Source organism: Cellulomonas sp. Leaf395, from assembly GCF_001424125.1.
Classification (GTDB): domain Bacteria; phylum Actinomycetota; class Actinomycetes; order Actinomycetales; family Cellulomonadaceae; genus Cellulomonas.
The window spans coordinates 522,183-545,384 of the sequence record NZ_LMQI01000002.1 but is presented as its reverse complement, the minus strand read 5'-3'; the positions used below and the strand labels follow the sequence as shown (position 1 = coordinate 545,384).

The following is a 23,202-nucleotide window of genomic DNA, read 5'->3' as shown; positions in this document are numbered from 1 at the left end:
GCAGTGCACGCACCTCGACATCGCCTACGAGAAGTCCGAGCGTATCGCTCGGCCCTACCGATTCAGCCTCCACACGTTCCGCTGCGCGGTCTGTGACGTCGAAGCGGCCGTCGTGGATCGAGAGAAGATTCCCGCCCAGGCCCGCCGACGGGCGCCCGAGAGCTGAGACGCCTACGCGCGACTCGACAGCAGCTCGTCGGCCGCATCGCGAAGTAACGGCTGGGGGCCGACCCGGGCAAGGCCGCCTCGATGTCGGCCCACGCGCGGGCACGGGCAACCCCGCGGTACGCGGCGCCGGGCAGCGTCGCGACGGCCGCCGTCCGGGAAACGGCGATTACATGTCCATGTAGACCTTGCGCGCTTGAGCGTGATCTGGCGTGGACACGTATGCCTGCCCGACGCCGAGCTGCTCAAGTGCTTGCGAGATGTCTTGACCACCGCGAGCACGAAGAAGGCCGGCAACCTGCCGGGAGTCTGGAAAATTTGTTCGGAAGACAACCTTGGTTCCGGCCGTGCCCAAGACATCACTGTGAAAATCAGCGATGCCTTGGCTGGCAACGATGACGCCGATGCCGTACTTTCGCCCTTCCTTCATGAGCTTGGGTAACGTGACGTCCTTCGCGACGCGGTGTGCTTCGTCCAGGACTATCGCGAGGCGCATACGGTCGGCCTGTCCCCAACGGAACATGTCTCGGTAAACCTTGCGCAGGATGAACGCACTGGCTGCGAGCTGTACTTCTTCGAGACCAAGGTTGTGCAGGTCTACGACCAGACCACCATGCAGGTGGTCATCGAGGCGCCATCCTGCTTCCGGGCGGAAGAGAGCGAAGTCGGTCAAGGGCCGAAGCCGGGCGACAGTGTTGCGGGCTCTGCCAGCTTGCTCGCGGGCGTCCGCAGCGGCGGCGAACTCCTCAATCGTGGGTAGGCGTACGGGCCCCGTTTCGCTTCCAAAGCCCTGTGCTTGGTAGGCGTCATTGAGTGCTTCGTATACAAGGTTCCTCTGGATGTCCCCGAGTCGGCATACGTAGCCGATGACCTCGGACAACTCCCACGCGGACTGCTTGTAACGCGCGTGATCGTCAAGGGTTGGCTCCAACGGCGAGAACGGGAGGCCCAGGGCAGCGTCGAGGACCTGCGATCCCGGAGGCGGGCTCGCAGCCATGTCGCCGTGAAAGTCGAGGACGAGGCTTGGCAATTCCTGTTCGGAGAAGGTTCGGAGAATCCGGCGAGTCGTGACGGACTTGCCCTGCCCGGGGATTCCGAGAATGAACAGATGCGGGCTGCCCTTCGTGCTGACCCTCCAGGTCACGGCGCCGCCTGATCCGTCCTGACCCAGGGCGACGACGATTTCGGTAGCGGCCGGCTTTCCGTTGGCTTCGGGGGGAGCCGCAGCGAGCTGCTTCTCGGTGGGCTCTGTCGGGTCTGGAGGCCGCTCGTCACCCCGCTCGACCGGTTGGATTGCCTTGGTGGTGGCGACCACCGGCTCGATCTTGGTGGCCGCAGCGCGACTCATCACGGCCGGTGTGTGTGTGGGCGACCTGGCTGGTTCGGTGGCCGGTGCCGCCAGGTTTTCGTCGATGGGTAACGGCAGGGCGTCGCTACCGTCGGTCGCCGGGCGAAGTGAGAGTGTCCGCGTCTCGATCTCGTGCACCGTCGTGAAGCCGGCTGCACCCAGATCTGCCGCCGTAAGTACGGCCATCGGCACGCCTCGGTGATTGTCGGGGAACCCTTCGTTGCCATCGAGGGCGATGACGTATCCCTGGCGCGTGATCTCGACGTTGACTTTGCCGTCCTCGAGTTCGGCTCGGTCCTCGAGTCGGTCCAGGTAGCGCTCAATCTCCGTGAGGCGCTCGGCGTCTATCAGACCGTTGAGCGCAGACCTCTGCGCGTAGTAGCTGAGGACGCCCGCAAGTCGTGCGCGCTGGAGCGTGGCATCCAGACGTGGAGGGTCTGTGCGGAAGAACCGGTCGACAAGGAGGTCTCTGGTTGCGTCCAGCTGTTCGACAATTCGATCGGCTAGGGCGTCGGGCAGCGCCGCGTCACGCCTGGACTTAACCTCGACGCACTCGATCTTCAGTGACTTATTGGTGACTCGCACGAGGAGCAGATCGCATCGTCGGGCGGATGCATCGCCAGTTCGGGCAGCGACCCCGAAGATCTCAGGATGTGCGTCGACAGGCACGATGATGACGTTCTCGAGTTTTCCTCGGCGACGGAGGTGCGCGACAAGTGCCGCGAGGCTGACGGCTTCGCGAGCTAGTGAGGTGTTGCCAAGTAGTCGAAGGGCGAGTCGCCCGGAGACGATGGCGAGGTGGTGGAGGATGTCGCCGACCGACTGCTCGACCGCTGCGAGCCCGAGGTTGGCCATGGCGTCGGCGAGAATGCGGGCGACCTCGTCGCGATGCTGGGTCGTGACCGTCACGTGGTGCGACAGTCCCTCTAGAAGACCCGGGGCGTAATCGAGGACGTACCGATCGGCGCCAAGACCCGAGCCGCTGGGGTCGTCGTACAGGTCGATACCCATGAAGCGGTCCAGCGTGACTACCCAGTCCGATCTCTGGTGGACGGCCCTGATCAGTGCGAGATCGTCCGGCTCGAGGTCAGTGCGGACGGCCATGTGCGTGCCGGAACCGCCGAGAAGCCCAGCAGTTGCCTCTTGGTGCGCACGGTGAGCGTCGACGACATCGGCGGCGTTGCCCTTGCCTCTCGACTGCAAAGCTGGTTGCGTCCACCAAGTGGCACGTACGCCGTCGTGAGTCCTCACCGTGTTCGTGGGTGTGAGCAGATTCCCGAAGGCAGTTTGACGGCTCGTTTCTGTACGGGACGTAACGATGGAACCACTGGAGACGTCGCTGAGGAACGCAAGGTGATGCGACTCGAGGTCGTCGCGGATCCGGATGGTGGGCCGTGCGATTACGCGTAGTGGCGGTGTCAGATGCGACTGCCTGCCAGGAACTTGTAGAGCCACGATCCGCTGCTGGACGGCACGCAAGGCAGGAAGCGGATCGGTGAACGACGGTTGAAGACTATAGGCGGTGACCTCGACGCGAGGGGGGATCTCGTGACGGTCCGGCCCGTCCGCCTCTGCTTCGTTGGGGATCGTCACGCGTTCCACGGCTTCAGCGATGAGTTCGCCGGAGCCTGGGTTCAGGGCGAGAAGACGGAGCGCCCCGAGTCCCGGGTGTGCGTCTCGGTATGCCTGCAGACGCTCGACGAGGAGGTGGGCTGAGGTCTCCCATGTTGTACCGGCCCAATCGGCGCCGAGCACCGAGAGCAGCGTGTCAGCGGCCGCGGCCGGTTCGGGCTCGGTGGCGTCGATGAACAAGCCCGTGCCAAAAGACACCTCCTGGCAGTAGACGTACGGGCGGTCGTCGGCATCGATCGCGGTGTACGGCATGTTGGCCGGCGTGACCCTTCGCGCGAGGTCGATGTCGAGGAGCTCGCGCCTCTGAGCCTTCGGAGTTGCCTCAGCGACGATGTCCGATGCCCAGGCTCCGAATCCCTGTGCATGACTAGCAAGCCATCCCAGGCGAAGCGGATGAAAGGGCAAGACGACCACGCCGGCCACTGGTCCAGTTGCAGTCGTTGCGGTCAACGCCACGGTGTCCATCGTGAGCAGAGCCCGCCGGGCAGCGGACTCGGTGGTCGCGTCCAGTGCTCGGCGGTAGCTCTGTACGTAGCCGATTGCGTCGCTGATGAGCTGGTCGTCCCACTCGAGGGACTCAACGGCGTCGCGGGGCGCACGTTGTGATAGCGCTTCGAGCAGCTTGCGTCGACGCTCGAGCAGCGCCGCGACTGGTACGGCGGCGGTGATGTCGACCCGCGCGATGTCCTCAAGTGCTGCGGGTTGCCCACGCCGTCCAGTGAGAGAGAAAGCGAATGCACGGCTGGGCTCGTTCTGGGCTATCCGTTGGGTGGCAAGCAGGACCCTGCTGATCCTGACCTGGACGTTTCGCTTAGCGCCGAGCCGCACGGAGTAGGTCTGGCTGCTTGCGTCCCAGCTGGGCACGTCTTCGGTCAGGTCATTGAATCCATCCAAGGCAGCCTGGAGGCGGGCGAGGGGTAGTGAGGGCGCCATGCGACGCCTCCCCTTTTCTTGGACTGTGGCGTCTGAGAACCGGACTTCAAACTGCTGGCTCTCCGCAGCCGCGTCCTCACCTCCGCGCAGCAAGAGCGGGTTGCCGTCGGAGTCGAGGGGTGTGACTCGAACGACGAAGAGGGCGCTAGCCTCGACATCGTCTTCTGCGATGTCCAGGTGCACGGTCGCGCGCCTTCGCGTGCCGCTGACTCGAGCGGTGGCAATGGCGGTATCGTCGGGCGAGCGAAGGTCGTCGGGCGCAACTACTTCAACCAGCCAGCGGTCGACGGATTCCGAAGCACTGGGACGCGTTTTCCAAGTAACAACGACGTCACCCGGGTCGTCTTCCATGACCAGTGCGAAGGGCAGATCGCCGGGCCGGTCTTGGCGGAGCTTTGTCGCCTTGATCAGCACGCCGTCGGGGCGGACGAACGGGTCGACATTGACGTCTTCGAGCTCCGCTTCTTGGCTTTCGATCAACGGCCATTGTTCGAAGGAAACCTGGCCCGCGTAGGGCGGCTCGCTGATCTTCTTCGCCCAGGCGGGAACGTCGGCGAGGAGCGCGGCTTCGACGTCGAAGAAACGTACGAGGTCCCGGTGGGTTCCGCCGACCTGGATTTTTCGGGTGCCGAGCCGATCGCTAATCGTGGCCGTCGGTCGTGCTGGTCGGGCTAGCGCTGAGACGCATGCTGCGTTCTCGGCGAGCCGGTCGACGAAGGTCGCGCCGTGCAGATCGGGGATCAGGCCGACTTGCCATAGATCAGCCCCGGCGGTCTCAAGGGTTGGTGTTGCGGCTACAGTCGCTACGTAGCGGGCCCAACCATCGGCTGACCGGCCGGCGCCGAGCCGCCGCCGCACGGCCGCCACGGCATTTCGCACGAGGACGGGCTCGATCTCGTTCTCGATTCGGTCCGTCGCTTCGCTGAGCAGATGAAGTCCGGGGATTGGCTCGAACGAGTTGTCAAGTGAGCTGGCCGCGTGCCCTGCTCCGGAGGGTACGAGGAGTACGAGCGCGCACTCTTTGCGGTTGCGGATTTCGATCGCCCGTTCAGCGGGTACCTCAAGTCCAGCATCCGCGACGCTGTCGACGAGAACGTGCACCTCGACTGCGCGCCCACTGAGATCCGCGCGAAGGGTTGTTGCGATCGATCGGGAGTCCTCAAAAGTGAGCTCGTCGATCCGAACGCAGTGACCAGCCGGGCGTTGAGCGACCTGCGACAGGATGAGATCGGCAATCCTGGATCGGATGAGCTCAGGCAGCGGCGTCACAGCGAACGCTCCAGCGGGTGTCGGACGGACTGGGCGGAGAAGTCATCGGAGAGGCTGTCGAAACAGCCAAGCAGCTGAAGCCGCCGTTTGAACGCCTCGAGGTTCGACGTGGCGGCAGCGCGAGTGTCGGCGCCGTCGAGGTACGTCGGCGGGCGTGCGATCAGGATGCCGAACCTCTCCTCGAGGCCGGCCAGGACGTCCGCGAGTGGCATCGTGCTTCGGTGGCGTAGGCCGTCGCCGTCCACGAATAGCACGAGCAGGAGCGCGGTCAGCAGCTCATCTGAGAGGACGTATCGCCAGGACCGGCGACTCTTGAGAGTGCCATCGAGAATCCCGTACGTCTTCTGTATCCCGCCGGTACTCCAGAACCACTTGACCTGGTTCTCGATGCCTCGGCTTCGCAGCGACTCAACTAATGCCGCTGTTGCCTGTTCTAGGTAGCTTGCGCCTGATGCACGGCCATGCTCGATGAAGTCTCGATCGCCCTCCGACGCCCGGTCGGCCGCCTGCGTCTCGTTCTCAATCTGCGTAAGGACGATTCCGGCGAACATCTGGACCTGCGGGTCACTGCGCTTTGCGACCATCTCCTCGAACATGAGCGGCGCCGGCCTCTTTTTGAGTGCAACGCCTTCGGGCCCGGCGACATCGAGGGACCGCTCCAAGAGGAGGAGCTGGAGGCGATCCGGAAATGAGGCTCGAAGGCGTTCGAGATCGCGTTCTACGCACCGCCGCGCGAGTGTGTCGCTTCCCCCGTTGCGCTCTCGGGTGAAGTCGACGTACAGCTCCGTCGGCGCTGAAGTTGGCCCCGTGGTCATATCCGGCGGGAGCACTCCGGATTTCAACAGCTCGTGGGTCGCGATAGTGAGTCGCAGGGTGTAGCTGAAAAGGTGAAAGGAGAGCATTGCCGACAGGTAGCGGGTGAAGGCCGTGGCGGGCATCTTGCCGCCATAGGCTCGAAGATAGTCGATGAGGTCGCGGCCGATCGCGGTCGTCACGGCTGGGATCGGACTGTCGACCGGTTCCCACTTGGTGTCCTTGGCGCTCGATTGCTCGAAGCCATCCAAGAAGTAGAGACTGAGCAGGCCCGTGATATCAATCGCGGTCGCACCGTCGTAGTGCGCGTCCCACATGGGGGCGCTGCCTTCGACGACGCCGTGGCCGACAGCACGCTTGACAAGATCGCGCAGGTCGCTCTGTGGGTTCGTTGAACCCTTGAGCTCCAGGGCAGCGAGCATGAGGCGGTAGGCGAGTTCGTCCACCCCACGATGACGAGCGCGTGTCTTCGGAAGACCCGCACGATAGGCCGCCAGCGTCAGGGGAGCGACGTATTGCATTTGCTCTTCGCGGCGAGCTAGGCCACGGCGTCCGATCTTTACAACTGAGCTTGTCAACCAGTTGTCGACGACCCGGCGACCCTCGTCGTCATCGAAGCCGTGTACTTGGGGATGCGCAACGAGCCGGTCTCGGTATCTCTCGTATGCCTGGGCATCGGTCAGGGAACGTGAGCTTCTTCCGCCCTTTACCGTGAACTCGAACAGGTGCGGCATGAGCCGGTCGATATCGACGTCGTTAAACTCGACGAGCGTAAGCCGACGGTAGACGAGCTTTCGGTAGTCGGGGGGAACGATGATGGTCATTTGCTCTCCCGGACGATTCGGGCGCCGTCGCGCACCACGCGTGTGGAGCGCCCAGTTGTATCGACAATTCGAACCGCGGTCGACGGGGACAAGAGGAGGTCATTGCCGAACCCGAATATCTCCTGTTGAACGCCCGCGGATGCGGAGTCACCGAGAATTTCGCCGTCGGCAACACGAAACAGGAGCTCGGCTGTGTCGAGCGTGATGGCGAGGGCCGATCCGCTTGTGTGCTTCAGCTGGAGTGCATCTGGGAATGACTCCACGTAAGGGATCTCGCTGCCGATTGGGCGGAGCTCGAATTCGTTGGCGGGGAGTTCCTTGACCACCGCGCTCCCCGTGGATATCCGTTCATCGAATGCTCGGTCGCGGACTGCGAGACCCGTGCCTACGTACCCAGGCATTCCCAGCACCCGGCTTAGGCCGAGCAGGAGGTGGCCCAGGCTTTGCTCGTCGGCGTCGCGCAGGGCCGATGAATATTCGGCTAGGTAGCGATACGTTCTGACGTCTGACCGCGTCACGTCAGGAGTCGACCATCCACCAAAGAACAGTCTTCGTTGCAGCTCTGCGACGGCCTTGCCGTCGAACAGCCCGAGGTCAGGCACTAGGTCCTGTCGCGTACGTGCTTCACGCTCGACCGATGGCGCTGCCACGATGGCGGGATCGATCTCGGTCCACTCGCGCACGAGGTAGTCGTCGGCGGCCATGTCGAAAGCGAGGTCGTGGAGCACCCGTCCGTTCCCCTCGCGCGGGTCAAGGCCCGCCTCGCGCTCGACGTGTACGTCCTGGCAGCTTCGGTCACCAGTGATGAGCCAGGCCAGCGCGGATCGAACGTCGCGGACCGTTGCGCGCCGCCGCCGCCGCAGGTGACTTATGAGCACGAGTTCGTTGACGGCTTCGCGAGCTGGTTGCTCGCGAAGCGCCTCGGCGTTGCTACGCATCGGGCACACCGTGTACGAGGCGCAGCCTTCGCAGGCAGACCATCGGTCCTGGCCGACGAGTAGCTCAAGGATGCGCCCGCCGAGCCCGTCCGGCTGGGCCATCTGCGGCGACGCAAGGCTGCGACGTTTCAGGTCGACGATGCCAATTCGCGGGTTCTTGGGCGGCCGACCATCTCTTTGACGTCGCAACTCCGCCCAGACCTCGCCGTAGAGATCCTGGTTGTCCTCGAAGAACTGCATCAAGCGGCCGTCGTTCGCGGCAATGAGGATGGTTCGCAGGGCCGGATCGTCGCCCTCGCCGATATCCAGGGCACGGCGAAGCAGGCCATCGGCACTCAGACTCCCGTGCGATTCACTCGCGTCGTAGACGGCGGCGTAGGTTCGCCCGTCCTGCCTCTTGCGCCATCCAGCCGCGTCCGTCTCGAGAGTTTCGGCGCCTGCGCGGTCAAGCGCGTCTCCGACTTGGGCGAGGAAGGAAGTCTTGCCGTCGCCCGGATTGCCTGTGAGCACTACTAGATCTAGGGCGCCGGCGACGACGGCCGGTAGAAGAGCGCTGTCGAGTTGCGTGGACGCGTAGGTCTCGCGGGCAAAGGCGTCGTCAAGGCCACGATTTCCGGCGTTACCAATCGTGCTGGCGCGGTAGAGGCTGCGCACCATGTCGACGGTGGGGTTGATCTTCGCTTCGCCCGACGGTTCGGAGACCTCGGCCACCACGCGGGTCAGGTCGTCGCGCATCGAGCGAGCACTGCCGGGACGCTCCGAAGCGTCGTAGTGGACCGCATTAAAGAGCACATCAAGAAACGGTCTACCCCACGCGTCGGCCTCGTCCGGTGTAGGTGGAACGATGACCCGCTTGTTGAGCTGCCCCCCAGCGGAGACCTGATAGGGAAGTCGCCCGAGAATCGAGCGTATGAGCGAGACGCCGAGGCTGTATATGTCGGCTGTGTATGACCACCGGCCACTCTGATCGACCTCAGGCGCCGTATACGCAGGGGTGCCTACGCGGGTTCGGGCCATCGCGTTCGGGGTGACGAGGCCGAAGTCGATGAGGACGCCACGGTCGTTGTCTCTCTTGACCAAGATATTCGATGGGCTCAGGTCTCGGTGCAGGAGTGCGAGATCGTGGGCTGCGGCGAGGCCATCGAGGACGTCGATGGCGACAGTGCGGAAGTCTTGCATTGTGTGGTTGGGTTCGCGGCCGTAGTCGGCGAGGTCTCGCCCGTCGATGTACTCCACGAGCAACCGGCCCGGTTTAGGATTTGGCCAGTACTGATACACCCGTGCGCAACGCGCATTCACTAAGGCATCCTGAGCGTCAAATTCTCGGCGGATATCCTCGGCGCTGAGGACGCCTTCCTTGAACTGCTTGAGGCAGAAGTGGCGGTCGAGTTCCTTGTCGTGCACTAGCAACGAGATCGCCGTCGCGCCCTCTCCGAGTTGTCGCACCGTGGTATATCGCTCGTCGGGCTCAACATTTTGCATTGTCCCAACAATATTTCGGGGAGCGGGGCGCTCCGGCGCTGTCCTCTGAGCGGCCTGGGACGGCGACGGTCTCCTGAGTGCGTCAGGATCTAGGCACTCGGCGAGAACCGGGCCGAGGGTTGGGTAGCCCGCGATGCGAGCTCGGATCCCGTCATGGTCGGGCTCCCGGCTCGCCTCTCCGAGAAGCCAGCACGACAACGCAAGTGCGAGGGAGTACGTATCTGACGCTTCCATCGCCGTGGCGATGCTCTCCCGGCACTCAGGTGCGCGGAACGGCGCACCCAGGTCGGGGCTGGGCTCGGCAAGGGCGGGCGCGATGGTCTGGCCCTCAACGATCCGGGCAAGGAAGAAATCTCGAAAGCGGACTCGATAGTCGGTCGTGAACTCAACCCGGTCCGGATGAAGCCCGCGGTGCAGCAAGCCTGTGGCGTGCACCTCAGCGAGTGCCGCGAACGCATCTGAGACCAGTGCCTCTGCCGCAGCTTCTGCGACTCGGCCGTCAGGCGTCCGGGCTGGGAGAGCCTTCCGGATGGACATCGTCAAACTGGACGTCGGGGCAGGGATTATCGGCACGACGATCGTGTCGTCGTTCCAGGTGAAGTAGGGATCGACCCGCCAGACACGCCCGGAGTCAGCCAGGCGCCTTAGAGCGTCGTATTCGCGGAGGATTGCACGGCGCGCCGAGTCCGGGTCGGCCCAGCCCGTGGTCGGTGAGCATCGGAGCACGACGAGTTCGTTGCCGCCTTCATGTCGGGCGGCATAGGTGGTCGCGATGCCCGCGCGGCCCATGGATTGGAGGATCTTGTACGGGCCGATCTGGCTGGGAATCCCCTCCCGCTTGCTCAGCCCGAGGAGGTAGGCCAGGACGTTCTCGCGCATCGGCGCGAGGACCTCGGGCAGTTCGGCGTCCGCGGCGATCAGCTCGTGGGGAGCGTCGAAGAGGCGGACGACCGCGCCGTCCGGTAGCCACTCGCCTCCGCTCAGGCGCAGGGACTCGTGGGACAGCAAGACCTTCTCGGAGACTATGTGTATGTTCCGACGCCCTTCGCGCCGGGCATCGGCGAATCCGGGTATCCGCTTGTCAAGGGTGCTGGCCAGGACGCGCGCGACGTGCGCCACTCGACTGAGTGGATTGGGCCGTCGTTCTCCGTTGACGGACCAGTAGACGTCGTCGAGATCCACTTGGGGACCCCAGGCCTTCTCTTCGCATAGGTACAGGCCTCGTTCGCCCACGACAAGAAGGTCCATGTCGTCGTGGCCGCGTGGCGTGATGAGTTGGCGGCCAACGATGACATGCCATTGTGCGGGGAGCTCGGCGGCTAGGTACTCGGCGGACCGCTGTTCTCCTGGGCCGTGGTAATCGCCGAGTAGGTGAATGTGTGCCATGAGTCGTCTCACACCTCATAGTCGTCGGGCCATGTCCATCGGTGGACTGCGTCGCCTGCCGCCTCAAGGCGTTCAAGGAAGGGGTTGTGCCTCGTGTAGGTGATCAGCAGCTGATCCTGGGCCCGCGTCATCCCGACGAATGCGACGCGAGCGCGCCGGTGCTGGGCTTCGTCCTCGACATGGGAGTCTGGGAGGGCCTCGAGGCCAAACAAGATGACCACGGGAAATTCGTGCCCCTTGGCGGAGTGAACGGTGACGATCTTGACCGTCGCCGTCGTTGGGTCGAACGAATCGGAGTTGGTCCTGTCGATCACTTCGAACGGAATTGCCTGGGCGTTAAGCGCATCGGATAGGCGCCGCACGGTGCCGGCGATCTGCGTGACGAGGATCGCGATGTGGCCTGGCCGGCGTTTGCCTGTATCGATCATCTGACGGATCTCCCAGGCCGCACACCGGGCCTGCTCGTTCCAGCTGGCCGCCCAGACGAGGTCGACAGGCTCCCCGTCGGGCGCGGTCCCGGCGCCCTCGACTGCGAACCGTGAGTCGAGGGACCCCACTGCGGCCAGCATTTGCGAAGTGCTCCGGTATGGCCGGTCAAGTGCGAGCATGCTCACTTGTCGCCCACGCATGATGCGGGCCGTGTCCGCGTCGCGGTAGAGGGCCTGTGCTGCATCGCCCGTGAGCACCGCGCCACCACGGCCCGGGCGCACCGTGCGCAGCGCAAAGTCGAGCCAGGCTGGCATGAAGTCCTGATATTCGTCGATAAGCAGGGCGTCGGTGACGTGTGGGATGCCCTTGCGGATGGCGGAGTCGAGCTCTCGGTCAGCTGCGCCCTCATCGGAGAGGGAGACTCGGTGGCCGAGCGCAGCCGTGAATTTCCCAAAGGTTGATACGTCAATGGCCGGATGTGTGACGACAAGGGATCGCAGGTACGGCACGAGTGCCTTGTTGTAGCAGAGGATCTGGATACGCCAGTCAGGGTTGTTCTTCGCGAGCCACTTGGCGCGGGCTGCGAGAACGAGCGTCTTGCCGCTCCCCGCTGGCCCGGTCACGACGAGGACCTCGTCCACGGGCACGAGAGCTGCGTTGGTCTGCGCCGCGTCGAGGCGGATGCGGGATGTGTGACGCTCGTCGGCGCCGTCGTCCGTCGCACCAGTTCGTCGTGGCGCGAACACAAGAGAGGGGGCGAGGCGGTCGACGAGGCTGTCCCACGCTTCATCGGTCACGAGGTTGTCAGCGGTGTCTACGGCGGTGAGAAATCGCCCGGTGTCGACGTCGCTGGTGCTGATGACTCTCCGCCGCTCAGCGCCCGGCGTTCCGAGGAGCGCTTCGGTCATCTCGGGGTATGCAACGAATCCCGTGACAGGTACATCTCCAGCACCGTTGGCGGCGTCGTTCAGCTCGTCAAGCTTCCGGTTGAGGGCGACTGAAGGCGTTCGGTCTGCGGTAATGGGTCCGAACGCAACGTCGAAACCGAGCAGACCGTAATCACGATCGATGACCATGAGCTGCGGCAGCGAGGTCCCCGGGTTTGGCACGACGAGCGCTCGGTCTCCGCGCAACTCGCGGATTCGGGCGGCGAGTGCGGTGATATGCACTGACAGATCCCTGGTCGCCGGATCCTCGGCATCCCGGCCCGTCACGCCTGTGTTGTCTCGATCAGCGGCCCAGGCACATGCAGCTCCCTTGTGGTCCTTGTCATCGCACCGTCAACCTACGCCTGGGGCCGTCTCGTAGTCGCCCCGACAGTCAACCTAGCTCTCACGATTTCGGCACGGGATGGGCAGCCGCCGGTTCATTCCCAGCACTTCCAGCGCTCGGCAGACCTGCGCACCCGCGGAGCAACTCGCAAGTCCCTGAGGCTCCTGTTTGACGACCTCACCTAGACCTGGTCCTCGAAGAGCTGGCATCAGCGGGTTCGACGCGATGGTCTACGCCGCAACTCCAACGAAGACTGGCTCACTCGGTCGATCCGAGCCCCTTCGCTGGCCGCTGCTGCTGAAGTCCTCCGGACGCGTCACTTCACAGGATCATTGGGAAGGAGTGCGACCCCGGCTGACGGCCTCGATGGCTGACGGAACCGTTTCAGTCGGAATGCCCGCCTGACCCGCGCCGATCAAAGACGAACCGCTTCGGCGCCAAGTTGCTCCGGTCGCGACTGCCGTGGGAGCGACCTTCGGTGCGCGGTGGCCGGAGTCAAACAGGTGTGGCGAGGTGCTTCTGGCGGTGGTCTGGCCCCGACCGGTTCACCCGCCCCAAGGCAAAGGTTGCTGCCTGTGCCCGGTGACCGCGCCCTACGATCGATGCGGCAGGCAATCGACCCATGGGGGAGCTCAACGGTGCCTACTACAGAGACAAGGCGAGAGCTCGCCCGCGGATCGGCGGTGGTCGTCCGGGATGAGGTGGGTCGCGCCCGATCGACCGACGAGGCTGCCGGCCGAGGGCGAGCAGGTCCAGGAGCTGCTGCGCCAACAACTGCTCGTGTGACTTGCTGCGGCGGGGCGCGTGACAAGCCTGTCTCGCCACCGCACGGGACAGCCTGGTACCAGGCGTGCGTCGAGGCTTGAGACAACACCGGACGGTTATCGTCCGGCATCACGAGAGGAAACCTTCTCCCGATGTTTGAGGATGACCTTCGCTATTGGCCAATTTCGGAGCGCCTCGAATTCGACGTCCGCGATGAGCTGCTTACCGTTCTCGTCCTAGGAGAACCCAACGAATCGCAGCGGTCCCAACTCGAAAGTCTCGCGGCCGAAGTCCGCGAGTCGGCACTGACGCTTGAAGACCAGTCGCTCCACGACGGCTGCTACTCCGTCTACCGTCGAGGGCGATGGCACGGTCTCGTAGTGATCGGCGCCCAGCCCGCGCAGGAGGCGGTCAGCGCGCGCCATCGATTTACCGATGACGGGTCCCGGCTTCACCTGGCTCTCGCGCGCCTCGCGCTTGCAGAAGGCTGGGATGGTGCCCGCCCGCTACTGGGGACGTCGTCGTTTGCCGTGGACGACATGGTGCGGATCATCGGAACAGAAACGCCGGGTCGCGTCCGAAGGGTGTCTGCGACTCCAGGGGGCCATCGCATCGAAGTCGCGGTCGACGGTGAGATCCGCTACTTCGGAGAAGCCTCTCTCCAGAAGATCGACGGAGATCCGAGGGACGCGAGATTCTGGCTGCAACAAGGGCCAGCGTCGGCTGATGACATCGCCTTGACGCTGACATGGACGAAGTTGCGCACGCCATTGAGCAACGTGCTTTACTCGTTCCAGGCATCGAAAACGATCTTTCGAGCCTACCAGTTCATTCCCGCCCTTAAGATGCTCACGTCGCCGACCGGCCGTCTTCTCATCGCGGACGAGGTTGGTTTGGGAAAGACGATCGAAGCCGGAATCGTGTGGTGCGAGCTTGAACAGCGATCGCCGCTTCGACGGACGCTTGTCGTTGTCCCATCGTCGCTCACCCTCAAGTGGCAACGCGAGATGCGGCGCCGATTCGATCGACAACTCGACGTCATCAAGCCACGAGAGCTCGACAGGCTTGCGGACCAACTGCTCGACGGCGGCGACCCCGAATTCCATGCCATCGTTTCGCTTGAGTCGCTTCGGACTGCGACCGACACTCTCGAGCGGCTCACAAAGGTGCCCCCTCGCTTTGACCTTGTTATCGTAGACGAAGCGCACGCCCTTGGGAATATCGGGACGAGATCGAATCTTCTTGGCGGCCTGTTGTCCGATTGGGCCGACAACCTGCTCTTTCTTTCTGCGACTCCCATCAACCTGCGGTCCGACGACCTCTACAATCTCCTCACGCTCCTCGACGACGGGATGTTTCCGGACGTCGATGTGTTCCGCCAACAGCTCGAACCGAACCAGCACCTCAATGCGATATCCCGCTTTATCGCGCAGCGTGGAGAGGTCGCGTCCGCACGCGCGCAACTTGATGCGGTTGCGCGGACCCGATTCGGGAGGACCATCGCGTCACGGCCCGACTTTGCGAGGCTGAAGGCCTTGCTGAACGGGAGCGATGACCTTGACGACGTCGAGCGGAGCGAGGTCAAGGGGCTCGTCTCCGAGCTCAACACGCTCAGCGGCGTGCTGTCTCGGACGCGGAAAGTCGACGTCCCCGATGCCAAAGCAGTTCGGGAAGTCCACGACGTTCGTGTCGCCTGGTCCGGGTCAGAGAAGGACTACTACGACTCAGTGGTGGGCTACTACATGTCCAGGGCGACGTCCTCCGGAACGCCTCCAGGCTTCGCGATGCAGATGCCACTTCGTCAGGCGGCGAGCTGTTTGCACGCGAGCCAGGAGACGCTCCGAAGTCGAGACGCCAGCCTGTTCCGTGCGTCTATCGATGACGCGGACGAGGATCCAGAAGTAATCACGGTCGATGACCTGGCGCAAATGCCAGTCCTGGCCCGCCCTCTCGGCTCCGACTCGAAGTACGAGGCGCTGCATTCGAAGCTCCACGACCTTCGTCGCCAAGGCGTACGGCAGGCCATGATCTTCTCGACGTTCCGCGGGACAATCTCATACCTGACCGCGCGGCTTAGCACAGACTTCACGGTGCGCGCGATGCACGGCGGAGTGAAGATGGAGGAAAGACAGCCGATCATCGATGATTTTCGCGCCGGCGCCTTCGAGATTCTCGTCGTTAGCGAAGTTGGATCCGAAGGACTCGACTTCGAGTTCTGCAATGTGTTGGTTAACTACGACCTCCCCTGGAATCCGATGCGTGTCGAGCAGCGCATTGGTCGGCTCGACCGTTTCGGGCAGGAGCACGAAAAGATCCTGATCATCAACATGCACGTGCCCGGCACGATCGAGTCAGACATCATTGCCCGACTGTATACGCGGATCGGAATCTTCAAGGACTCTATCGGGGACCTTGAACCAATTCTCCGGGACGAATTTCGCGACGCAGCTACCCGTCTGCTGGACCCGAAGCTCACGTCGGAGCAACGAGCTCGCCGCGCGGACGAGATCGCGCTGGCAATCGAAACGCGAAGTTCCCAGATCAAGCGGCTCGAGACGGAGCGCGCGACTCTCACCACGATCGACCAGCTCAAAGTCGACGGCATGACCGACTCTGGGCCTGCCGACGGCCGCTACGTGGGGGCTAGCGAGATTCGCGCGATCATGGAGCGCCTCGTCACGTCGACGGGAGCGACGCTGGGGCCGGCACGGCGAAAGGGCGTGCACGTCCTTCGAGGAAACGCTGATCTCGCCGAGCGCTTCTTCCAAGTACGTCGACGCGAGCGCAAAGCGGACCGAGGAAGCAAGTACCCCGTCGCGACGCTCGAGGCGAAGCTTCGAGCCGGCGAGCCCCTCGAGGTGACGTTTGACGCCGAAATCGCTAGTCGACACGATGTCGAACTCCTTTCCGCTCGTCACCCACTGGTCGACGTGGCATTGGCGTCGATTGAGACCGATGACCTGCACTTGCGCCGATACGGCCAGGTTTCGGTGCCCGGCCTGAGTTCGGGGCGGCAATTCGCTGTTCGCATCGATCTCGTTGCGACGACTGGCATACGGCCCTCTCGCGAACTCGTGGCGACGGCGCTGGACCTGGCGACCGGCGAGGTGGCAGATGATGTCGGCTCGGCAGTGCTGACTGCGCTCGCTGGGGGCGCCCTCACGGACGCTCCGCCGGGCATGCGACCAGGTGTTAGGGATGTCTATCAGCAACTTGAGAACGCTGCCTGGTCACGGCTGGCTCCAGAAGAGGATCGGCGTCGCCTCGACAACGAGGCGTTGGTCGCCGGACGAGCACAATCTCGGAGCGAATCTCTGCGGATCAAGGAATCGAAGGCAATCCGCAGCCTCGACAAAGTCCGCGAAGACGACCGGGACCCGCGAGTCATTCGAATGCATGAAGGTCGCCTTCGAAATATTCGCGCCGAGATCGACGCGCTGAGGTCAACTGTGGCGGCGGACCGCGAGATGTCCATGTCCGTGCAGACCGTCGCGCTGCTTGACGTCGTCGGTGTCTAGGTCTATTTGGTGTCCCAGGATCGGCGATTATCTGGAACCCAGCGCGACTCTTCGACCCTGACCGAGAGCTTTCCGTGACCCGAGCGCAACGCCGGCCACCGCTCGATTCGGAGCTTCTGGTCGTGCCCGCGACCATCGACGAACGTCATGGTTCCATCGGGTGCCAGCGTGAACCGCGGCTGGTTGAAACCGAAATTGATGCGGAGTCCATCGGTCTCAACGTCGTTCGCGCCTCGCATGGCGACGACCGATCCGTCGAGCGCGACGACCCGGAGCGTGGCAAAACCCGCTTCGGGTAGCTCACGCACGGCCGATGGTTCGTGCGCTGTGTTGCCGTCGGGCCACGTGTAGGAGAGCTGATGCCTGCTCTGCGCTTCCCACCACCGGTAGAAGGGCGTGTGGGCCCGATAGAGCGTCACGGGAGCCCGACCGGGAATGTCAAGCACGAAGTCGAAGCCCGGGAGGTGGAGGTTGACCTGTTCATACGAAACCGGCTCCGCGAGCCCGGCGGCGATTGCCTCCTGCGGTGCGTCCCCGCTGAAGACATGGACGCGGGCCGACGGAAGGCGCTCCATGAGGAAATGAGCTACTCCGGGGAGGCGGGACATTCCTCCGACGAGGACGGCGTGATCAACCGTCTCAATTAGCTCCTCAACCGGTAGCCTCCTGAGGCCATCCGTCGTCCGAAGGTCCTTACGTGCGAACCGGCGTTCGTGGGTGAGCATCGCCGCGCGAAGCGTTGACTCGACTAGGTTCCAGGCGCGATCCATCTGCGGTCGCAGACAGTCGTTCAACTGGCCGACCGTGTACACCAGGTCAGGAAGCTGTGCGTCACGGTAACCGAAGTGAACGTCCGTAGAGTCTGTGCTCGTCAGCGCGATCTTTGCCTCCGTCGCTGCCCGCCCGACATATGCGCGGATCAGCGCAACATTTGGAAGCGCCGAGAGATCGACTCCTTGGTCATTCAGGAGTCGCTCGAGGTCTTGGGCGACCTCCTCATCAAGTCGATCACCGGCTTCGTCGACGCCATTGGAAGCAAGCACGTAGATCTCGGGGTCGCGCCCCGGTCCGGTCGTGACGTCGAGAATCGCGACGTCGAGTGTGCCACCGCCCATGTCGAAGATCAGCACCCGGTCGTTGTCGAGGAAGCTGCGCTGCCGCTGCATCTCGTTGATCCACATCAGGCCGGCGGCGATGGGTTCATCGATCAGCGTCGAGGCGCCGACCGCAAAGCCTGCGGCTTGGGCGAGCGACAGGAGCTTGTGCCGCCGATCTGCATCCCACATGGCCGGACAGCCGAGTCGCACGGCGCCATCGGCACCGATGTCGAGCCCGTTGTCACGCGCCCGACGCGCCAACTCGAGGAGGATCGCGCTGACAACGTCGTCGGTCTTCGCGGTAACTGTGCCATCCGGACTCGAGACGTAGTCGTGGCCCCGCGTGATCGCACGCTTGACCGAGCGAATCACGCTCCCAGGGCTGAATGCCTCGGCCGCCTCACCAACGACGAGGTCGGTGTCCGGGCCGGCTGTCGCAATCGACGCGAGCCAAGGCTGGGTCCAGCCGATTGGTACCACCGTGGCGCTTCCTACGGCGTGGCCCTCCGCGATGAGCGTGGTGCTCGTCCCGAAGTCCATGCCAATGCTGTACGACGGTGATGCCATGACCGATCTCCTTAGCTCGCCCGTTCAACCTGCGCGCGGGCGAGCACGATCTCGCCGTCGGGTCCAGCCCATGTGTAGCCGGAGTGTCTGACAACGACGTCGATACCGGCTGGCGCTGCTGGTCCGACTAGGTCGTGCTTGTCCGGTTCGTAGGATGCGGTCGTGCCGATTTCACCCAGGGGCGTAAGTCCCTGTCGCGATGCCATCGCTCGGACGCGTGCCGCGACGCGATCGGCAGGTTGTACCCCGACCGACTTCTCTACGTACCCCGCAAGCGCTGCAAGGCTTCGCATGGCATCAATTTGAGCTTGTCGCAGGTGGGAGTCGCGAATCTTGTCGGTCGCGGCTCCGGCAGTGCTGAGTCGCTCCTCCAGGAGGTGTACGCGCTCGTCGGAGCGCTGTGCGCGCTCGTGAGCAACCTGGACTTCGTGCACAGCGCGATCCCGCTCAGTCCGTGCGGCCGAGGCGTCCTGCTCGAGCGCATGGCGTCCTTGTTCATCGCGGATCTCAGCCATCCACGTTCGGAGGATGTCATCACCGGCAGACGCGGCCGCCAGCGCACGCCCGACGATCGCGTTCGAGGCAGTGCGCGCGACGACGACCGGAGCTCCGAGAAGCTGCATCACGCGTCGGCGAGTCGTTGCAGCTTCGAGCGCCGCGACATACGCCGGGCGTGTGATCGACGCCTCGATGTTGGGTTCAGCGAGGAGGGTTCCCATTGTGCCCACCGCCGCAGCCATCAGGTCATCGATCGTCGCGCCTAGCCACCAGGAGCCGTCTTCTAAACTTGCGCGGTCTACTGAGTTGAGCGCGACCAGAAATCGAGCACGTGGCCCGGCCACCGTGAGTGGGACGTCGGCTACGCGCCGCGCAAGTGAGGATCGGTCCGACGCCGAGAGGCGTCGCCAGCCTTCAACCCCCGCGTACTGAACCATCTGCGCGAAGGCCGAAACGACGGCCTCGAGTCGAGCGTCGTCCATGGGGATCACATCGGAAGTGGTCGCTCGGATGAGCGCGCCGAGATCCAAGTGGCGAACGTTTGGGCTTCGGACGATGCGGTCGAGCAACCATCCAGAGGCGCGGAGGTCATCCTTGAGGTTCGCCCGTTTCGCCTTCCGCGCCTCGTTCGAGCCGCGCTCAAGTAAGGCCGCCGCTCCCTCGGGACCGAGCAGGTCAACGATGTCCATGTTGTCGATCAGCTTGTTCTTGCGCGGAGTCCCAAGGACGAAGGCGCTGTCTGGACCGGCGAGACGCGGCCATGCCGCGATCAGGACCTCGTCCGAAAGCTTTGCGATCGTGGCGCCGCTTGCCAGGACGCGAAGACTTGCGGCCGCGGCCGGCCGCGTGACATCGCCATCAGTGAACACGGCGAAGAGAGCCTGAATGGCCGGTGACTGGCCCAGAAGTGCAGAGCGCAACTCAGCGGGTTCGGCGTCCAGCGATTGGCCGCGAGCAAGCTGCAGCAGGTCAGCGGCCAAGTTGCGCGGTTCTGGCCGCACATCCTCAGGCGGGGTGGCATCGTCAGGATCGGATCGTTCGATGATCACTGCATCCGATTCTGGATCGGACTGCTGGAGTTCTAGGTCGGACTCGTCTGCAAGTGGTCCAACCTTCTCCGTGGTTGACTCCGCCACCGCGTCATCCCCGGTAGCCGATGAATCGGGTGCCAGCCATCGGAACGTGCGGCGAGAACCCTCGCCCACGACGTTCACATCGACGCGAGACTCCAACGAAGGGCGGGCCTTGGACCAGGCGGCCCTCACCGCACCGGCTTCGAACTGATTTCCGATCAGTGCGTCGATGAGCTGCCGCGATGACATCGGCCGGTCTTGGCGCTGCAACACCAGGACGAAGACCTCGGGAGGATCGGTATCCAGCATGCGCTCGATTCCGGCGCGATCCAGGAGGAGTCGGTGCTGGAGGCCGTTCGCAACCATGCCCATGTATCGGCCGCCCTTGGCGGCAGCTGATCCAAGGCGCACCGACTCTTGGGTTCCGTCGGGCCACTCAACCAGCCAAAGGGCGCCGGTCTCGCCGACGACTCGGCCCTCCCGCCGCAGCACCTGGTCCGGGCCTAGCTCGACCATGACACGCTCGCGATTCACAGCCGGACTCTACCGAGTCGGGTCAGCCCGTCCGCGCGAGGGTCGTCGTCGACAGCGCTGACTTGGTGCCGATGCGCAGCCGGTACTCGGACGAGTTGCTCTGCCAGGGCGGCGTGCGCAGACATGGTCCGGTTGGAGCGTGACCGGGAAGCATGCGCGGACACCCGCAAGGATGCGGGTGTCCACGACCGGCGTGAGGTGAGCGCTACGCGGCGGCAGGCATCGAGCCGTCGTCGGGGCGTCGCCAGTTGCTGAAGTCCGCAACGTCTGCCTCGGCGCCCAGATTCACGGCGACGTCGTCCCAGGTCTGGACAGCGGGACCGCAGAAGACGTGGGCCCCCTTGATGACGCTCGCTCCGAGCGCTGCGTTGCCGCCGGCACCAAGGACAGCGCCAATACCGGCCGGGAGTGCCTTTCCGAGCACGAGAATGCCTTGGCGGGTTCCGTAGCGAGTCACGAAGTTCCGGCCGAGGACCTTGTTGATGGCGCGGATGGTCTCCAGGGGAATCGCCTTGGCCGCCTTGGCGCCCAGGTGCGTGCCCGTCCTCTTGGTCGCCTCGCGGATCACGTCATGGGCGCCCTTTCCGACGAGGGCGGCGAGTGCGAGCGTCCGGAGGCGTTCCTGGTCGTCGAGCGGGTCGCCGGCGAGCGCTGCTTCGATCAGGACGAGTCGAACGCTCAGCCCGATGAAGCCGATCGCGTCGAGAACCGCCGCGCCGACGCCCGCCGCGACGGGCGCGATTGCGATCGCTCCTGCGGCAGCGCCGCTGGTTGTCACGGTCGCCATGTAGCGCCGCTCAACCAGCCTGCGCACGTCGTCGGGCGACAGGTTCGGGTGCCGGTCGTGCAGTGACGCGCAGACCTCGACTGCGTGCGTCCCGCCCGTCGTGAGGGCCGTGTCCACCGCTCGCATGAGCTGTGCCTGAATCTTCTCGGATGCACCTTGTGCCATCATTGTCCTGATCCTGTCCTGTGAGCGATTAACGTTGTCCAAACTGCGTCTTGGACAGGACCTTTGCGCTCGTTGGACACGGTTGTCAAGCCGCGTGCCGGGAGATCACCCGCTCATGGGTGCGCATGGTACTGTCCAACCATGTCAGGACAGAATTCAGACAACTCGGCCTTGTCCAGGGCGCGCTATCGGGAGCTTGGCGCACTCGTCTCAGAGCGCCGTGCCGTGAACTTCCCGACGGTGGCCGAGTTCGTCGAGATGCTCAAGCTGTACGGCGTGGACTACACCGAGGCGATGGTCAGGAAGATCGAGCACGGCGACCGGCCGATCAACCCGAAGCATGTGGGTGTGTTCGCCCAGCTGCTGTTCGGCCCGAAGCTCAAGGACAGCGGCCAACGCAGGCTGGAACAGGCTGACGCGATGGGTCGCGACCGGAAGTCCGCGCCCGCGTTCGTTGCAGCTGGCTCGGTAATGCGCTCAAACGCCGAGCGGCTGAAGAAGGTCAACGAGCAGAACAAGGCACTGGAAGAGCTCCTTCGTGGTGCGCTGAGCAAGATGGAAAGCAACGCCAAGCGCGGCGCAGCGCTGATGGACTCGATCACCACCGAGATCGCCAAGGGCAACGGGCTCGGTGCGGCACGGGCGCTCGACGAGATCGCGCGAGAAAAGGACCGTGCACCGGCATCGTCGGAGGCCGAGGCCGCGTTGCGCGGCTATCGGTCTGGGCTCGCGAAGGACTTGTCGGGGTTGCTGGGCGGTCTGGGCGCGGGGGGAGTCGGCGGCGCTGTCGCCGGTGGCGGTGTCGCGGCCCTAACGTTCGCGTCAGTCTCTGCCCTTGCGACGGCGTCGACTGGGGCGGCGATCTCTACCCTGTCGGGTGCCGCGGCGACGTCCGCAACGCTCGCATGGCTTGGGGGCGGCACCCTTGCAGGTGGCGCAGCGGGCATGGCCGGCGGTATCGCGGTGCTCACGGGCATCGTGGGAATCGTGGCGGCCGCTGGAGTCGCAGTGGTCCTGGTCGGGACGGGGCCGCGGATGCTGAGCAAGCAACGAGAACAGGCCGCCGAACTCGAACGCATCGAGCGCAACCACACCAGGAACGCCGACGTGATCGCTCGCTTCGTGAATCGCGCCTCGATCGTCGACGGCATCGTCACTGTCGGCGAGATCCGGGTCGACACCATCAAGAACCTCGATGGTGACTCGAAGTACGAAGCGCTGGCCAAGATCCTCGTTGCCCTCGCCACGGTGATGGCACTTCCGCTGACGCCGATCAAGAACCCTGATGCCGAGGGCGAGCTGTTTGACGGAAAGCCGGCGGACGCACAGTTTGTCGACCTCGCACTGAGTCAAGCTCGGCGGGAAATTTCGCTCGCGCGGCCCTGATCAACGCGTACGGGTGCCTGAACCGGCGTCGCGGCGAGCCTCTCCCGTGGGGCGTTGTCGCTGCCGCGCGTGCGAGCGCTCCTTAGTCGGGCCCGGAGCGGCGGGTCTGGCAGTGCGCGTCCGCTGTGCTCGCGAGCTCGTTCCTGCAGGCTCGAACTACACCCAGAGCCGCGACACGCGGGCAGGAGAACGCAGTCACCTCCGTCGGCGTCGAGCGGGTGGGCTCATGCACCTTCGGTTGGCACTCCAAGAACGGCACCTATTCCCGCGGGTAGAGCCGCTGGAGCCAACCCACCTGCTGCGCGACGGCATTCGGCTCTG

The 23,202-nt window shown here is 64.4% G+C and carries 9 protein-coding genes; 2 read left to right on the top strand and 7 right to left on the bottom strand.

Translation table 11 applies throughout. The features are described from left to right. Positions 1-334: 334 nt before the first annotated feature. Genes ASG23_RS06770 through ASG23_RS06755 form a run of 4 tightly spaced genes read right to left on the bottom strand, consistent with a single transcriptional unit; the run spans position 335 to position 12,388 of the window. Positions 335-5,347, bottom strand: coding sequence for a helicase HerA domain-containing protein (locus ASG23_RS06770; protein WP_056022014.1), 5,013 nt, complete (start codon positions 5,345-5,347; stop codon positions 335-337). Then, entirely contained in the window at positions 5,344-6,984 is a 1,641-nt protein-coding gene (gene mads7, locus ASG23_RS06765; RefSeq protein ID WP_056022011.1) for a methylation-associated defense system protein MAD7, read from the bottom strand. Before mads7 ends, ASG23_RS06770 begins: the two co-directional genes overlap by 4 nt. After that, entirely contained in the window at positions 6,981-10,790 is a 3,810-nt protein-coding gene (locus ASG23_RS06760) for an NERD domain-containing protein kinase family protein (protein WP_082515911.1), read from the bottom strand. Before ASG23_RS06760 ends, mads7 begins: the two co-directional genes overlap by 4 nt. A gap of 8 nt (positions 10,791-10,798) precedes the next feature. Beyond that, positions 10,799-12,388, bottom strand: coding sequence for a 3'-5' exonuclease (locus tag ASG23_RS06755; protein WP_162242668.1), 1,590 nt, complete (start codon positions 12,386-12,388; stop codon positions 10,799-10,801). 1,020 nt (positions 12,389-13,408) lie between these two features. Here ASG23_RS06755 and ASG23_RS06750 point away from each other — a divergent pair. Further along, positions 13,409-16,774, top strand: coding sequence for a DEAD/DEAH box helicase (locus ASG23_RS06750; protein WP_056022002.1), 3,366 nt, complete (start codon positions 13,409-13,411; stop codon positions 16,772-16,774). Positions 16,775-16,776: 2 nt separating this feature from the next. On the opposite strand, the gene ASG23_RS06745 is transcribed toward ASG23_RS06750, so the two are convergent. The 3 genes from ASG23_RS06745 to ASG23_RS06735 form a co-directional block, all read right to left on the bottom strand. Continuing rightward, complete coding sequence (locus ASG23_RS06745) at positions 16,777-18,438, bottom strand: Hsp70 family protein (RefSeq protein ID WP_082515909.1); 1,662 nt, start codon at positions 18,436-18,438, stop codon at positions 16,777-16,779. Between the two features lie 11 nt (positions 18,439-18,449). Beyond that, positions 18,450-20,543 carry a hypothetical protein gene (locus tag ASG23_RS06740; RefSeq protein ID WP_157465556.1) on the bottom strand — a complete coding sequence of 698 codons (2,094 nt, stop codon included), beginning with the start codon at positions 20,541-20,543 and terminating at the stop codon, positions 18,450-18,452. Positions 20,544-20,748: 205 nt separating this feature from the next. After that, entirely contained in the window at positions 20,749-21,447 is a 699-nt protein-coding gene (locus tag ASG23_RS06735) for a hypothetical protein (RefSeq protein ID WP_157465555.1), read from the bottom strand. A 189-nt stretch (positions 21,448-21,636) separates the two neighbouring features. Here ASG23_RS06735 and ASG23_RS06730 point away from each other — a divergent pair, with 189 nt between their 5' ends. Beyond that, positions 21,637-22,881: a hypothetical protein gene (locus ASG23_RS06730; protein WP_157465554.1), complete on the top strand. Its 1,245-nt coding sequence runs from the start codon at positions 21,637-21,639 to the stop codon at positions 22,879-22,881. Positions 22,882-23,202 lie beyond the last annotated feature (321 nt).

Bases quoted from the DNA above. Each gene is read 5' to 3' on its own strand.
- ASG23_RS06730 (WP_157465554.1), top strand. From the start codon at position 21,637: ATGTCAGGACAGAATTCAGACAACTCGGCCTTGTCCAGGGCGCGCTAT.
- ASG23_RS06745 (WP_082515909.1), bottom strand. From the start codon at position 18,438: ATGGCATCACCGTCGTACAGCATTGGCATGGACTTCGGGACGAGCACC.
- ASG23_RS06750 (WP_056022002.1), top strand. From the start codon at position 13,409: ATGTTTGAGGATGACCTTCGCTATTGGCCAATTTCGGAGCGCCTCGAA.
- ASG23_RS06760 (WP_082515911.1), bottom strand. From the start codon at position 10,790: ATGGCACACATTCACCTACTCGGCGATTACCACGGCCCAGGAGAACAG.
- mads7 (WP_056022011.1), bottom strand. From the start codon at position 6,984: ATGACCATCATCGTTCCCCCCGACTACCGAAAGCTCGTCTACCGTCGG.